The organism is Micromonospora sp. NBRC 110037 (genome assembly GCF_001652995.1).
Taxonomy (GTDB): domain Bacteria; phylum Actinomycetota; class Actinomycetes; order Mycobacteriales; family Micromonosporaceae; genus Micromonospora; species Micromonospora chalcea.
Genome location: NZ_BBVA01000002.1, coordinates 429686 through 443269 on the forward strand (window position 1 = coordinate 429686; position 13584 = coordinate 443269).

Consider the following 13584-nt stretch of genomic DNA (forward strand, 5'->3'; position numbering starts at 1 on the left):
CTTTGAGTTGTGGCGTCCCCACCCCGGCGGCGGCGTCGCCGCGGTGTCCGGTGGGGTCGGCACCCATCCTGCCGAGGGGTCGATAACCGGCGGCGACGCGCCGGTTGCCGGTCTGTAACGCGTTACCGGCGTGTCCGCCGCGCGCGCAGCAGCTCGGCCACCGACCACGCCTGGAACGGGCAGCCGGTGGCCGCGTGCGGGGCGTCGCCGTCGGCGGTCTCGCTCACCGAGCCCAGGCCGTCCTCGGCGAGGTGGCCCTCCAGGCCGACCAGCAGGTCGTCGGTGGGCAGCCCGGCCCGGCGGTACGCGTCCAGCAGCGGACCGGTCAGCCACGGCCAGACGGTGCCCTGGTGGTAGGCGGAGTCCCGCTCGGCCGGCCCGCCCCGGTGCCGGCCGGTCCAGCCGGGGGAGCCCGGGGCGAGGCTGCGCGGGCCGAGCGGGGTGAACAGCGCCTCGGTGATCCGGCGCAGCGTGGCCTCGTCCGGCTCCAGCGGCGCGTACGGCAGCGACCAGGCCAGCAGCTGGTTGGGGCGCAGCAGGTCGTCGTCGTGGTGCGTGGCACCGCCCAGCGGGTACGCCGGCGCCGGGGCGTCCACCACGTCGTACAGCCAGCCGGCCGGGGCGGGGAACCGCTCCCGGAACGCGGCGACGGCCCGCCGGTGCAGCGCGTGCAGCGCCGAGGCGTCGCGTCCGGCCAGCTCGGTCAGCTCGGCGAGCCCGGCCAGCCCGTTGATCCACAGCGCGTTCACCTCGACCGGCTTGCCGGTACGCGGGGTCACCGGCACCCCGTACACCCGGGCGTCCATCCAGGTGAGCGCGACGTCCGGCGGGCCGCCCTGGGTCAGCAGCCCGTCGGCCGGGTCGACGCCGATGCCGTACCGGGTGCCCGCCACGTGGGCCTCGACGACGCCGTGCAGCGCGGGCAGCAGCTCGTCGCCGAGGTCGGTGTCGCCGGTGACGGTGACGTGCCGGCTGACCGCGTGCAGGAACCACAGCGTGCCGTCGACGGTGTTGTGCTCGACCCGGCCGGTGTCGGCGGTGTTCGCCAGCATCCCCTCGGACAGCGTCGCCGCGTACGCCCGCAGCAGGTCCCGGCCCTCGTCGACCCGGTTCGTGCACAGGAACAGGCCCTCGTAGGAGATCATCGTGTCGCGCGACCAGGCCCCGAACCACGGGTAGCCGGCGACCACGTCCGGGCCGGTGGCGGTGCGTACCACGAACGCGTCGGCGGCGAGCGCGAGCGTCGCCTCGACCGCGTCGCCGGGCTTCGCCGCCGCCGTCACGGCCCGGTTGCGCCGCCGGGTCGACTCGACCACCGCGGTCGCCGGGGGCGGCTCCTCCGCCAGGTCGCCCGCCCAGGCCAGCACCGACACCGTCGCGCCGGGCTCGTCCAGCGCGCCGGTGAACCGGCCCGCGTACCAGAGGTCCTCGTCCGGGTGCAGGCCGCGCTCGGCCTCGGTCCGGTGGCGTACCCCGTGCCACCACTGGCCCTCCGGGGTCCAGTCCGGCCCGGCGAGCCGGTACGCGCCGTCGATCACCGCGCCGCCGGCCGCCGCCTCCAGCCGGGGCGCCGGACCGTCGGCGCGCCGCTCGCCGTGCGCGTCGCGCCACGTGCAGGCCGCCGCGAGGTCGAGCCGCACCGGGCCGCCGGAGATCAACCGGTGTACGACGGCGACGCACGAGCGGCCGTACGTCATGGCGATCTCCCGTTCGATCACCACGTCGCCGACGCGCCACCGCCAGCGCGGCACCCCGTCGGTGAGGTCGAAGCGCTCCAGCAGCTCGAAGCCGCGCGGGTCGACCACGCCGGAGGACCACTCGTGCGCGCCGAGGCGGACCTGCCGCCCCGACGGCAGCGTCACCGCCGGGTCGAGGCTTGCCAGTCCCACCTTTCGGGACGCGGGCGTGTCGCCGGCCACCACGAGCAGCCCGTGATACCGGCGGGTACGCAGCCCGGCGACGGTGCCCATGGCGTATCCGCCGAGCCCGTCGGTGACCAGCCATTCCCGCGTGGCGGCGGCGGACAGCTCACCGCAGACGCGCGGCCCGAAACGGATGTCGATCAACTTTCCTCCACCGGCAGCGAGGTGTGACATGCCACGGCGACAATGGCCGCTGTGGAGAAGTACCCCGGCGGCGTCGAAGATGTGCCAGTGATCACCGACCGGTCGACCTCCGCGTCCCCCGACCCCGAGCGGCACCGGCTCGCCCAGGCCGACGCCGGGGAGCAGGACTGGCGCGCATGGGGCCCCTATCTGTCCGAGCGGGCGTGGGGCACGGTACGTGAGGACTACAGCGAGCACGGCACGGCCTGGGACTACTTCCCCCACGATCACGCGCGGTCCCGAGCCTACCGGTGGAACGAGGACGGCATGGCGGGCGTCTGCGACGACCGGCAGACGTTCTGCTTCGCCCTGGCGCTGTGGAACGGGCGCGACCCGATCCTCAAGGAGCGGATGTTCGGCCTCGGCGGCGACGGCGGCAACCACGGCGAGGACGCCAAGGACTACTGGTGGTACCTCGACAGCACCCCCACGCACTCCTTCATGCGCTGGCGCTACCACTACCCGCAGGCCGCCTTCCCGTACGACGAGCTGGTCGCGGTGAACGCGCTGCGCGGCCGGGACGACACCGAGTACGAGCTGGTCGACACCGGCATCTTCGACGACGACAGGTACTGGGCGGTCACCGTCGACTACGCCAAGGCGTCCCCGACCGACATGTGCGTGGTGATCACCGTGGCGAACCGGGCCGACACCGACGAGACGCTGCACGTGCTGCCCACGCTCTGGTTCCGCAACACCTGGGCGTGGGGGCTGCCCGGCGCCGACCGGGTGCCGAAGCTGGTCGGCACGGGTTCCCGGCTCGTCGGTGAGCACTGGGTGCTCGGGCAGCTGCTGCTGGAAGGCGACGGCGACCCGGTGCCGCTGCTGTGCGACAACGACACGAACGCCGAGCGGCTGTGGGGGCTGCCGGGGCGGTCCGCGTACCCCAAGGACGGCATCAACGACCACGTGGTCAACGGCGCCGCCACCGTCAACCCGGAGCGCACCGGCACCAAGGGCGCGCTGCACTACGTGCTCGACGTGCCGGCCGGCGAGCAGCGGCAGATCCGGCTGCGGCTGACCCGTACCGCGCCGCCCCCGGCGGCCGCGCCGCCCGCCCCGGCCGACCTCGGTGACGGGTTCGACGCCGTGCTCTGGGCACGCCGGGCCGAGGCGAACCGGTTCTTCGACAGCGTGATCCCGGCCGCCGCCACCGCCGACGAGGCCCTGGTCGCCCGCCAGGCCATCGCCGGGCTGATGTGGGGCAAGCAGTTCTACCACTTCGACGTCGAGCGCTGGCTCACCGGCGACCCCGGCTCCACGCCGCCCGCCGGCCGCCGGCACGGGCGCAACAGCGCCTGGTGGCACATGAACAGCTTCGACGTGATCTCCATGCCGGACCCGTGGGAATATCCCTGGTACGCCGCATGGGACCTGGCCTTCCACTGCGTCACCATCGCCCGGGTCGACCCGGGCTTCGCCAAGGAACAGGTCCTCCTGCTGCTGCGCGAGTGGTACCTGCACCCCAACGGGCAGATCCCGGCGTACGAGTGGGCGTTCGGGGACGTGAACCCGCCGGTGCACGCCTGGGCGGCGCTGAAGGTCTTCGAGATCGACGGCTCCCGCGACCACGAGTTCCTCGCCCGGGTCATGCACAAGCTGCTGCTCAACTTCACCTGGTGGGTCAACCGCAAGGACACCGGCGGCAACAACGTCTTCGAGGGCGGCTTCCTCGGGCTGGACAACGTCGGCCCGTTCGACCGCTCGGCCGCGCTGCCGGTCGCCGGGGTGCTGGAGCAGTCCGACGGCACCGGCTGGATGGCCATGTACGCGCTCAACCTGCTCGACATGGCGATCGTGCTGGCCGAGCACGACCGCGCGTACACCGACACCGCCACCAAGTTCTTCGAGCACTTCGCGTACATCGCCGCGGCGGCGTACCACCAGGGGCTCTGGGACGCCGAGGACGCGTTCTTCTACGACGTGCTGCGCCTGGCCGACGGCACGAAGGTGCCGCTGAAGGTCCGCTCGGTGGTCGGGCTGCTGCCGCTCGCAGCCGTCACCCGGCTCACCGCCCGCACCATGCGCCGCCTGCCCGAGCTGGGCGCGCGGCTGCGCTGGTTCCTCACCAACCGCCCGGAGTACGCCGAGGTGATCGGCGGCCGCCGGATCGGCCCCGACGGCCGGCAGCAGCGGCTGCTGTCGATGGTCGCCCCGGACCAGGTGGTGCGGCTGCTGGCCCGGATGCTCGACACCGACGAGTTCCTCTCCGAGTACGGGCTGCGTACGCTGTCCCGAGCCCACCTGGACAAGCCGTTCACCGTCACGCTCGGCGGGCAGGAGTTCAGCGTCGGCTACGAGCCGGCCGAGTCGACCAGCGGCCTGTTCGGCGGCAACTCCAACTGGCGCGGCCCGATCTGGATGCCGACGAACTTCCTGCTGATCAGCGCGCTGCGCGACTACGCCGCGTTCTTCGGCGACGACCTGCAGGTCGAGTACCCGACCCGCTCCGGGGTCAAGCGGACGCTCGACGAGATCGCCGACGACCTGTCCGCGCGGCTGATCTCGCTGTTCACCCGCGACGGGTGGGGACGGCGGCCGATCTACGGCGCCGCGCAGCTGTTCCAGACCCACCCGGACTGGCGCGACCTGATCTGCTTCCCGGAGTACTTCCACGGCGACAACGGCGCCGGGCTGGGCGCCTGGCACCAGACCGGGTGGACCGCGCTGGTCGCCGACCTGATTCTTACGCTGCGCCGCTGACCGTGTGTGCGGGGCGCGACGGGAGAGCCCGCCGCGCCCCGCACGGTCACGCCAGCGGCAGGAACGCCAGCCGGGCGTGGTACTCGCCGGCCACCGTCACGGTGTCGCTGCCGACCCACAGGCCCCGGTCGGTGGCGTACAGCTCCTGGGTGCCGACACCCCGGTCCTTGGTCGGGTTCCACGGCAGCGCCTTGCCGGTGACCGGGTGGATCGCCCCGATGCCCGGCCGGGACACCGCGCCCGGACCGGCCGAGTTGCGGCCCTGCGGGTTGTCCAGCCAGCGCTGGTGGCCCCCGACGTAGACGGCCGCGCCGGTCACCGCCACCGACAGCAGCGTGTCGCCGCCGGTGTAGTTGGCCCAGGTGGGCTGCTTGCCGCCGGTGGCCGCACCGAACTCGAAACGCGCCGCGGTGTCGCAGAGCGTGGCCGGGAACGGGCCGCCGGTGGTGACCACCGCGAACCAGGTGCCGTCCGGCGAGATGTCGACGCCGCGCATGTAGACCGGCATCGTCCGCGCGCACTGCGGCTGGTAGCGGTCGGTGGCCCAGCCGGAGAGCGTGGCGCCCGACGCGCTCAGGTCGGCGACGGCGATCTGGTGCCGCGCCACGCCCGCGACGCTGCTGAAGCCGCCGACGAACACCAGCCGCCGGCCGTCGGCGGAGACGTCCAGCGCCTCGATCTTCACCGGCGCGGTGGCGCCGGAGGTGGTCGTGCGCGGACCGGCCAGGTTCAGGTTGACCGACGGATCGGCGGCTCCGGTGGTGGCGTTCACCGCCGCCAGGGCGCGCCGGGTCACCCCGCCGACGGTCTGGAACGCGCCGCCGACGATCAGCCGGTTGCCGACCAGGCGCATGTCGTTGACCTGGTTGTTCAGCGCCGGCGTGGTGAAACCGGCGACCCGCGCGCCGGTGGCCGCGTCGATCCGGGCCAGCCGGGACGCCGCGGCGCCGTTGACAGTGGTGAACGCGCCGCCGATGTAGAGCGAGCGGCCGTCCGGCGCGGCGGCGAGAGCCTTCACCGCGCCGTTCACCTGCGGCCGGAACGCGGTGTCGATCCGGCCGGTGGTCGCGTCGAGCGCCACCAGGCGGGGCATCGCCAGCTGGGCCGACTGCCCGGCGTTGCGCACCTTGGTGAACGTGCCGGCGACGTACACGCGGTTGCCGATCTGGAGGATGCGGTGCACGGTGCCGTCCAGCGCGTGCGGCGTCCAGTCGACCGGGTTCGTGCCGACGACTGTGGTGTGTGCGGCGTTGACGGCGAGCGCCGGGGATCCCGGCAGCGCCGCGCCCGCGACGGCGAGCGCCGCGGCCACGGCGACGGCCGCGCCCCGTCTGCGCCCGGGTGGATGATCGGGTGAGATCGTCATGGCCGAAGCATGTCGCCCGACCAGGGATCGCGCAGTCGGGTAGCCGCCGGTAACCGCCCGCCGACCGGATAATCCGCGTGGTCCGTCCGGCGACCGGGCAGTACGGTGTGCGAGGTCCGTGAGGGAGGGAGCCCCATGCCGCCGCGCCGGGATGCCGCCGTGCTGGTCTTCGACGCCGACGACACGCTCTGGGAGAACAACGTCCTGTTCGAGCGGGTGATCGACGACTTCCTCACCTGGCTCGACCATCCCACGCTGGACCGGGCCCGCATCCGCGCGGTGCTCGACGACATCGAGCGGGCCAACGCCGTCGCGCACGGCTACGGCAGCAAGGTCTTCCTGCGCAGCCTCGGCGAGTGCCTGGAGAAGCTGCGCGAGCGTCCGGCCACCGACCGGGAACGCGCCGAGATCGATCAGCTCGCGGCGGCTCTGATCGGGCACCAGGTCGAGCTGATGCCGGGGGTGGCCGAGACGCTCGACGACCTGGCCGGCCGGCACGAGCTGCTGCTGCTGACCAAGGGCGAGCGCGAGGAGCAGCAGCGCAAGCTGGACGCCTGCGGGCTGCTGCACCACTTCCGCGCCGCGCACATCGTGCCGGAGAAGGACGCCGACACGTACCGCTGGCTGGCCCGCGAGCACGCCTTCGACCCGGCCGCCGCCTGGATGATCGGCAACTCCCCGCGCTCGGACATCCTGCCCGCCCGGGCCGCCGGGATGAACGCGGTCTTCATCCCGAACGAGAACACCTGGATCCTGGAGCACGACGAGCTGGACCCGTCCGACTCCCAGGTGATCCGGCTGGCGGCGTTTCCCGACCTGGTCCAGCACTTCTAGGCGGCCGGTAACGTCCGGGAGGTGCCACTCACCTTCCCGTCGCACCTGGCGCCGGTGCTGCCGCTGAAGCTGTGGCGGCCCCGCTGGTTCGACGGGGTGGCGCTGTGCGCCGGTGCGGTCGCGCCGGACGCCGCGTACCTGTTCACCGGCACGCCGCTGGCGCTCGGCATGCGTACACACACGCTCGGCGGGCTGCTCTGGTGGGGGCTGCCGGTCGCGCTCGCGTACGCCTGGGTGGCGCGCCGCGTGGTCGCCGGCGTCGTCGCGCACCTGCCGGGACGGCGGTTCTTCGGCTGGGCCTGGTACGCGACGCTGGCCGGGGTGCGGCATCCCTGGCAGGTGTCGGTCTGCTCGGCGCTCATCGGCGCGTTCAGTCACGTCGCGTGGGACCGGGTCAGCCACAGCGAGCGCCTGCCCCGGCTGTTCGGCGTCACCGACTTCCACGCCCTGACCGGCGTGTACTGGTACCAGTTCGTGGACGTGACGGCCGGGCTCGGCGGCGGGCTGCTGGTGGTCGTCCTGGCCGTGGGGGAGGCCCGCCGGGGACAGCCGGCCCGGGGCGTCGCGCCGCCGCTGCCGGCGGCGAACCCGGCCGTGTTCTGGCGGGTGGCGCTGGCGGTCACCGGGCTCGGCGCGCTGCTGCTGCCCGCGCTGCCGGCGGCGGACGTCGCCGCCCCGGCCGGCGTACGGGCGCTGCACGTGGCCGCGCTGGCGCTCGTCGCCGGGGCCGCCGCGGCCCGGAGCGTCCCGCCGGGGCAGGCCGGGCGCAGTCCGCGTCTCGAAGTCGAACAGCGCGAAACCGGCTGACCCCGTTACGCCGACATGCCGCAATTCCGCATAGACATCAATCACAGGCGCGGCCACCGGTCATCGCTTGTCCGGCCTGCGCGTACGCGCCTAACCTGAGCCGGCGTCCACGCCTCGTCGGGGTGAGACGGGGGCGCACCGGAGTCCGGTGGTAAGAGCACCGTGGAGCTGAGTGCGGGCATACCGGCTCGCCGCGCGGAGCCCGGCGAACGGCGTCGTGCCACGCCTGCCGGGTTCCCGCGGCGCAGACCGCTACCCAACCGGACGGCCGGGGTCAGGGCCGGGGAGTTGCGGACCCGGTCCTGACCCGTCCGGCCCCGGAAACAGGCGCCGGAATCGGGTGGGACGCCTCTGGTGCGCGGGCCGGTCACGGAGCGACACTGAGTCATGACTCCTCAGCGCGTACCGCTGCTCGCCGGCCTGGTCGTGCTGCTCGCGGCGGCCTGCACGGCGACCGGCCACGACGGCGCGTCCACGGCGCCCACCCCGACGGCCGCGGCGGCCCCCGCGGCGACCGCGACGGAGGCCACGCCCACCCCGCCCGTGCCGACCGAAGCGGCCCCGACGGGCGGCTCGTGGCGTGTCACCTGGGACTGGGCCGTGCCCGGCCAGCCGGCCCGGGTCGCCCACCGGGTCCGGGTGCCGGTCACGCCGCCGCCGGGGGAGCCGCTGCCCGTCCTGGTGGCGGTGGACGTCGGCGACCATCCGGCGGAGGGCTTCAGCCGGATCACCTTCGCGTTCCGCGGGCCCACCCCGTCCTACCAGGTCGCCTACGTGCCGCGGGTGGTGACCGAGGGCCGGGGTGCGCCGGTCGCGCTGCCCGGTACGGCGTACCTGTCGGTGCGGTTCGAGCCGGCCCAGGCGCACGACGCGCGCGGCGGCGGAACGGCGGACCTGCCGCCGGCGGCGATCCGCTTCCCGACGTTGCGTGGATGGGCGGTGGCCGGCGACTTCGAGGGGCACCTCAGTTTCGGGCTCGGCCTGCTGCCGCCGGACGACGGCCGCCTGCCGGTGCGGCTGGGGGAGTCCACCCGCCCGGACGGCACGCACGTCGTGGCCGTGGACGTGCGCCGCAGCTGAGGCCGGCCCGCGCCGGCGGGAGCGGCGCGGGCCGACCGGGAATCAGCGGTCGATGATGTTGTTGTTCTCGTCGATGCCGTGGGTGCGCCAGTAGACGTCCCACTCGTCGTCGACGTGCTGCGGCACCTTGCCCTCCGGGTAGCGCACGTACGGCGGGGACGGCTCTTCCCCGTCCGGCACGCAGGAACTGCCGCCCTGCGGGCCGACCGCGATCACCGGGTACTCGTCGCTGCCGCAGATGCTCTGCCGCAGGGAACAGCCGGTGGTCGCCATCAGCCCGGCCAGTCCGAGCACGGCAAGAACGATCATGATTCGAGTTCGCACGGGGAGAATTCTCGCCGCCCCGGGCGGGCCTGCCATCGGTACGCGTACTCAATTCCAGGGTGCGGCCCGGGCTCAGGTCAGCTCGCCCCGCACGATCGCCACCGCCACCCGGCAGAACTCGTCCATGTCGGGCTGGAAGCCGGCCGCGATGTCCGGGTGCAGGCCGGAGCGGGTCTCGTCGAGCAGGCGGCGGCACACGTCCTCCACCGGCTCGCCCGCGTAGCCGGAGCGGACCCGGTCCGCGGCGGCCTGCAGGGCCGAGGTCAGCTGATCCTCCAGCGGGCCACGCAGCTTCTGCTGCACAGGGTCAAGCCCGCTCGGGTCGAGCGTGACATGTGGCTCCGACATCGGCGCTCCCTTCGTCGGCGTCCGCGGTACCCCACCGCGAACGTCGGTCAAACCATCGTCGGTACGGCCGACACCCGGACCAGGTACGAGAACTCCTCCGCCGGCTCCTCGACGTACGACAGCCGGCGGATCTGCCGGTCGTCGGACCAGAGCGCGACGTCGACCAGCACCCCGAGGTGGGCGAGACCGATGTTGGCGACCCGCTTCTTGTCCTGGAGCACCGCGCACACGCCGCCCAGCAGCGTGCTGGCGTCGGAGGTGCGGTGCCCGGGCGGGCACCGCAGGGTGAGGTCCACCTCGACCGGGCCGGTGAGCGGGGTCCACCCGGTGCGCTGGGCCGCCGTGCAGGCGGCCTGGAGCAGGGTACGGACTCTCGTCGCCTGCCGGTGCCCGGCGGCGAAGATGGACAGGGCCTCGGTCTTGACCGGGGGCAGGCCGCTCACCTCGAACGTCAGGGCGAGAGCGCGGGTGTCCTGCACGACGGCACCTCCTCGGGGCGAATCCTGCCCAACCGGGGAACGAGCGGACGGCACTTTCCCGACAGAACCAACCGATCGGGCGGGCAGTGGGGGACGGCCGGAGGCGTATCGACGTCGACGGCGACGCGCCGGCTACGGAGCCAGCCCCACGCTAATGCACGACCGCTGACGCTCGGTAGCCTCGCCGTTTCACGACGTGGGACGGCGTGTCGGCCGTGCCCCGTCGTCGCGCTGCCGACGGTGTGCGCGCCGTCACCGTCACATGTCCGTGATGTTTCGCTCCGTCGCAGGTCGGGCACGTTCAGCCGCACGACACGCCCGGGGCGTTCGGTGATCGGACCGAGAACCCCGCCGTCTCGCCGTGCGCCGGGGCACGGGTCACTCCCCGGTTCTTCGCCGAAGAGAGGGGGAGGGTGATGACGACAGTCCCCGACACGGCCGCACGACGGCCGGCCGGACGCGCGGTGGCGGCAGCCGCCGCGCTCGCGTTGGTGGCCCCGCTGGCAGCCTGCGGATCCGGCGGCGACGGCGGCGTCCCCACGATCAACCTGTACTACCCGCCGGAGCAGAACCTGCAGAAGGTCGTCGACACCTGCAACACGGCGGCGCAGGGCCGGTACCGCATCGACTACCGGGTGCTGCCGCGCGAGGCCGACGAGCAGCGGGTGCAGATGGTGCGGCGGCTCGCCGCGCAGGACAGCGGGATGGACGTGCTCGGCCTGGACGTCACGTGGACCCAGGAGTTCGCCAGCGCGAAGTGGATCCGGGAGTGGACCGGCGAGGACAAGGCCGAGGCGGAGCGGGGCACGCTGGCCGGCCCGCTGGACACCGCCCGGTACGAGGACAAGCTGTACGCCGCGCCCAAGAACACGAACGTGCAGCTGCTGTGGTACCGGTCGGACCTGGTGTCGCAGCCGCCGAAGACCTGGGACGAGATGATCTCCGCCGCCCAGCAGCTCAAGGAGCAGGGCAAGCCGTACCAGGTGCTCACCATGGGCGCCCAGTACGAGGGCCTGGTGGTCCTCTACAACACGCTCGCCGAGAGCGCCGGCGGCAAGATCCTCAGTGACGACGGCAAGAAGGCGGAGATGGACGCCGGCGCGGTACGCGCGCTCGACCAGCTCAAGAAGTTCGCCACGTCCGGCGTGACGTCGCCGTCGTTCAGCAACGCGCTGGAGGACCCGGTGCGGCTGGAGTTCCAGTCCGGCAAGGGCGCGTTCCAGGTGAACTGGCCGTTCGTCTATCCGGCGCTCCAGGAGGCCAACCCGGAGCTGGCGAAGAACGTGAAGTGGGCCCGGGTGCCGGGCATCGAACCGGGCACCCCCAGCAAGGTCACCATCGGCGGGGTCAACCTGGCGGTCAGCAGCTACTCGAAGCACCCGGAGGAGGCGTTCGAGGTGGCCCGCTGCCTGCGCAACGCCGAGAACCAGAAGTTCTCCGCCGTCAACGACGGCGTGCCGCCCACCATCGAGGCCGTCTACGACGACCCGGAGATGACCGAGGCGTACCCGATGAAGGAGACCATCCTGGAGGAGCTGAAGGAGCCGGCGGTGCGACCGCTGACCCCGGCGTACCAGAGCATCTCCACGGTGATGTCGGCGATCCTGTCGCCGCCGTCGGCGATCCGGCCCGAGCAGACCGCCGACGAGCTGCGCAAGGCGATCTCCGACGCGCTGGAGTCCAAGGGGGTTCTGCCATGAGCGTGAACGCCACCCCGGCCGGCGCGCAGGCCGCCGCCGAGGCCGAGTCCGAGCAGCCCGGCGGCCGGCACGCCGCAGTGCCGCAGCAGCGGTCGGGGCGCGGCTCCCGCGCCCCGCTGAGCGAGAACAAGCGGGCCGAACGGCGGCTCGGCTGGCTGCTGTGCGCACCGGCCGCGCTGGTCATGGTGCTGGTCACCGCGTACCCGATCCTGTACTCCGTCTGGTTGTCGCTGCAACGCTTCGACCTGCGCTTCCCCGACGAGCGGCAGTTCGTCGGGCTGGAGAACTACGTCACCGTGCTCACCAACGACTTCTGGTGGACCGCGTTCGGGGTGACCGCCCTGATCACCGTGGTCACCGTCGCGGTCGAGCTGGTGCTCGGCATGGGCCTGGCGCTGATCATGCACCGGACGCTCGTCGGCCGGGGGATCGTCCGCACCGCCGCGCTGATCCCGTACGGCATCGTCACTGTGGTCGCGGCGTTCTCCTGGCGGTACGCCTGGACGCCCGGCACCGGCTACCTGGCGAACCTGTTCGACGGCAGCGCCCCGCTCACCGAGCGGGCCAGCTCGCTGGCGATCATCATGCTGGCGGAGATCTGGAAGACCACCCCGTTCATGGCCCTGCTGCTGATGGCCGGGCTGGCGCTGGTGCCGGAGGACCTGCTCAAGGCGGCCTCCACCGACGGCGCGACGGCGTGGCAGCGGTTCACCAAGGTGATGCTGCCGGTGATGAAGCCGGCCATCCTGGTCGCGCTGCTGTTCCGCACGCTCGACGCGTTCCGGGTCTTCGACAACATCTTCGTGCTCACCAACGGCGGCAACGAGACGTCGTCGGTGTCGATGCTCGCCTACAACAACCTGATCCGGGGCCTGAACCTCGGCATCGGCTCCACGATGTCGGTGCTGATCTTCATCACCGTGGCGATCATCGCCTTCGTGTTCGTGAAGCTGTTCGGCACCGCTGCCCCGGGCAGCGACGATGGGGAGAGGCGCTGACATGGCAGTGGAATCCACCACGCGGGCGAAGGTGCGCTGGGGCCTGCTGGACGTCGTGGTCGTCGTCTTCGCGCTGGTCCCCGTGCTCTGGATCGCCTCGCTGTCGTTCAAGACCCCGGCCACGCTCACCGACGGCAAGTTCTGGCCGCGCGAGTGGACGCTGGACAACTACCGGACCATCTTCGACACCGATCAGTTCGTCCGGGCCCTGATCAACTCCATCGGCATCGCGCTGATCGCCACCACCATCGCGGTGGTGCTCGGGGCGATGGCCGCGTACGCGATCTCCCGCCTGGACTTCCCCGGCAAGAAGCTGCTGGTCGGCGTCTCGCTGCTGATCGCGATGTTCCCGCAGGTGTCGCTGGTGTCGCCGCTGTTCGAGATCGAGCGGCAGCTCGGCCTGTTCGACACCTGGCCGGGCCTGATCCTGCCCTACATCACGTTCGCGCTTCCCCTCGCCATTTACACCCTGTCGGCCTTCTTCAAGCAGATCCCGTGGGACCTGGAGAAGGCGGCGAAGATGGACGGCGCCACCCAGGCCCAGGCGTTCCGGCGGGTGATCGCGCCGCTGGCCGCGCCGGGCGTGTTCACCACCGCCATCCTGGTCTTCATCTTCTGCTGGAACGACTTTTTGTTCGCGATCACGCTCACCTCGACCGAGCGGTCCCGCACGGTCCCGGTGGCGCTGCAGTTCTTCACCGGCGAGTCGCAGTTCGAGGACCCGACCGGGGCGATCTGCGCCGCCGCCGTGGTGATCACCGTGCCGATCATCCTGTTCGTGCTCTTCTTCCAGCGCCGCATCGTCTCCGGTCTGACCTCCGGCGCAGTCAAGGGATAGGT

12 protein-coding genes are annotated in these 13584 nt (G+C 72.6%); 7 read left to right on the forward strand and 5 right to left on the reverse strand.

The annotated features are described in order from the left end of the window. Positions 1-122: 122 nt before the first annotated feature. Positions 123-2066, reverse strand: a complete 1944-nt coding sequence (locus A4R25_RS01980; protein ID WP_064445384.1) for an amylo-alpha-1,6-glucosidase — start codon at positions 2064-2066, stop codon at positions 123-125. A 42-nt stretch (positions 2067-2108) separates the two neighbouring features. On the opposite strand from A4R25_RS01980, the gene A4R25_RS01985 reads away from it, so the two are divergent. Then, the gene (locus tag A4R25_RS01985; RefSeq protein ID WP_043329786.1) at positions 2109-4808 is read left to right on the forward strand and encodes a glucosidase; all 2700 of its coding nucleotides are present in this window, start codon (positions 2109-2111) and stop codon (positions 4806-4808) included. 46 nt (positions 4809-4854) lie between these two features. Here A4R25_RS01985 and A4R25_RS01990 read toward each other — a convergent pair whose 3' ends face one another. Further along, the gene (locus A4R25_RS01990; RefSeq protein ID WP_231915404.1) at positions 4855-6174 is read right to left on the reverse strand and encodes a hypothetical protein; all 1320 of its coding nucleotides are present in this window, start codon (positions 6172-6174) and stop codon (positions 4855-4857) included. A 135-nt stretch (positions 6175-6309) separates the two neighbouring features. Between A4R25_RS01990 and A4R25_RS01995 the strand changes: the two genes are divergently transcribed. The 3 genes from A4R25_RS01995 (at position 6310) to A4R25_RS02005 (ending at position 8895) form a co-directional block, all read left to right on the forward strand. Further along, on the forward strand, positions 6310-7008 hold the full coding sequence (locus A4R25_RS01995) for an HAD family hydrolase (protein ID WP_064445386.1): 699 nt from the start codon (positions 6310-6312) through the stop codon (positions 7006-7008). A gap of 21 nt (positions 7009-7029) precedes the next feature. Next, entirely contained in the window at positions 7030-7815 is a 786-nt protein-coding gene (locus A4R25_RS02000; protein ID WP_064445387.1) for a DUF4184 family protein, read from the forward strand. Positions 7816-8202: 387 nt separating this feature from the next. Next, complete coding sequence (locus A4R25_RS02005) at positions 8203-8895, forward strand: hypothetical protein (RefSeq protein ID WP_064445388.1); 693 nt, start codon at positions 8203-8205, stop codon at positions 8893-8895. Positions 8896-8937: 42 nt separating this feature from the next. On the opposite strand, the gene A4R25_RS02010 is transcribed toward A4R25_RS02005, so the two are convergent. From A4R25_RS02010 to A4R25_RS02020, 3 genes are all read right to left on the reverse strand, one after another. Then, positions 8938-9219, reverse strand: a complete 282-nt coding sequence (locus A4R25_RS02010; protein ID WP_223201390.1) for an SCO0607 family lipoprotein — start codon at positions 9217-9219, stop codon at positions 8938-8940. Between the two features lie 72 nt (positions 9220-9291). Continuing rightward, the gene (locus tag A4R25_RS02015; protein ID WP_030500352.1) at positions 9292-9567 is read right to left on the reverse strand and encodes a hypothetical protein; all 276 of its coding nucleotides are present in this window, start codon (positions 9565-9567) and stop codon (positions 9292-9294) included. Positions 9568-9614: 47 nt separating this feature from the next. Continuing rightward, on the reverse strand, positions 9615-10046 hold the full coding sequence (locus A4R25_RS02020; protein ID WP_043329796.1) for a hypothetical protein: 432 nt from the start codon (positions 10044-10046) through the stop codon (positions 9615-9617). Positions 10047-10462: 416 nt separating this feature from the next. Here A4R25_RS02020 and A4R25_RS02025 point away from each other — a divergent pair, with 416 nt between their 5' ends. The 3 genes from A4R25_RS02025 to A4R25_RS02035 are packed head-to-tail and all read left to right on the forward strand — an operon-like array spanning position 10463 to position 13582. After that, complete coding sequence (locus tag A4R25_RS02025) at positions 10463-11746, forward strand: ABC transporter substrate-binding protein (RefSeq protein WP_043329798.1); 1284 nt, start codon at positions 10463-10465, stop codon at positions 11744-11746. After that, a complete protein-coding gene (locus A4R25_RS02030) occupies positions 11743-12744 on the forward strand; it encodes a carbohydrate ABC transporter permease (RefSeq protein WP_064445390.1) in 1002 nt (333 codons plus the stop codon). Before A4R25_RS02025 ends, A4R25_RS02030 begins: the two co-directional genes overlap by 4 nt. A gap of 1 nt (position 12745) precedes the next feature. Further along, positions 12746-13582: a carbohydrate ABC transporter permease gene (locus tag A4R25_RS02035; protein ID WP_043329801.1), complete on the forward strand. Its 837-nt coding sequence runs from the start codon at positions 12746-12748 to the stop codon at positions 13580-13582. Positions 13583-13584 lie beyond the last annotated feature (2 nt).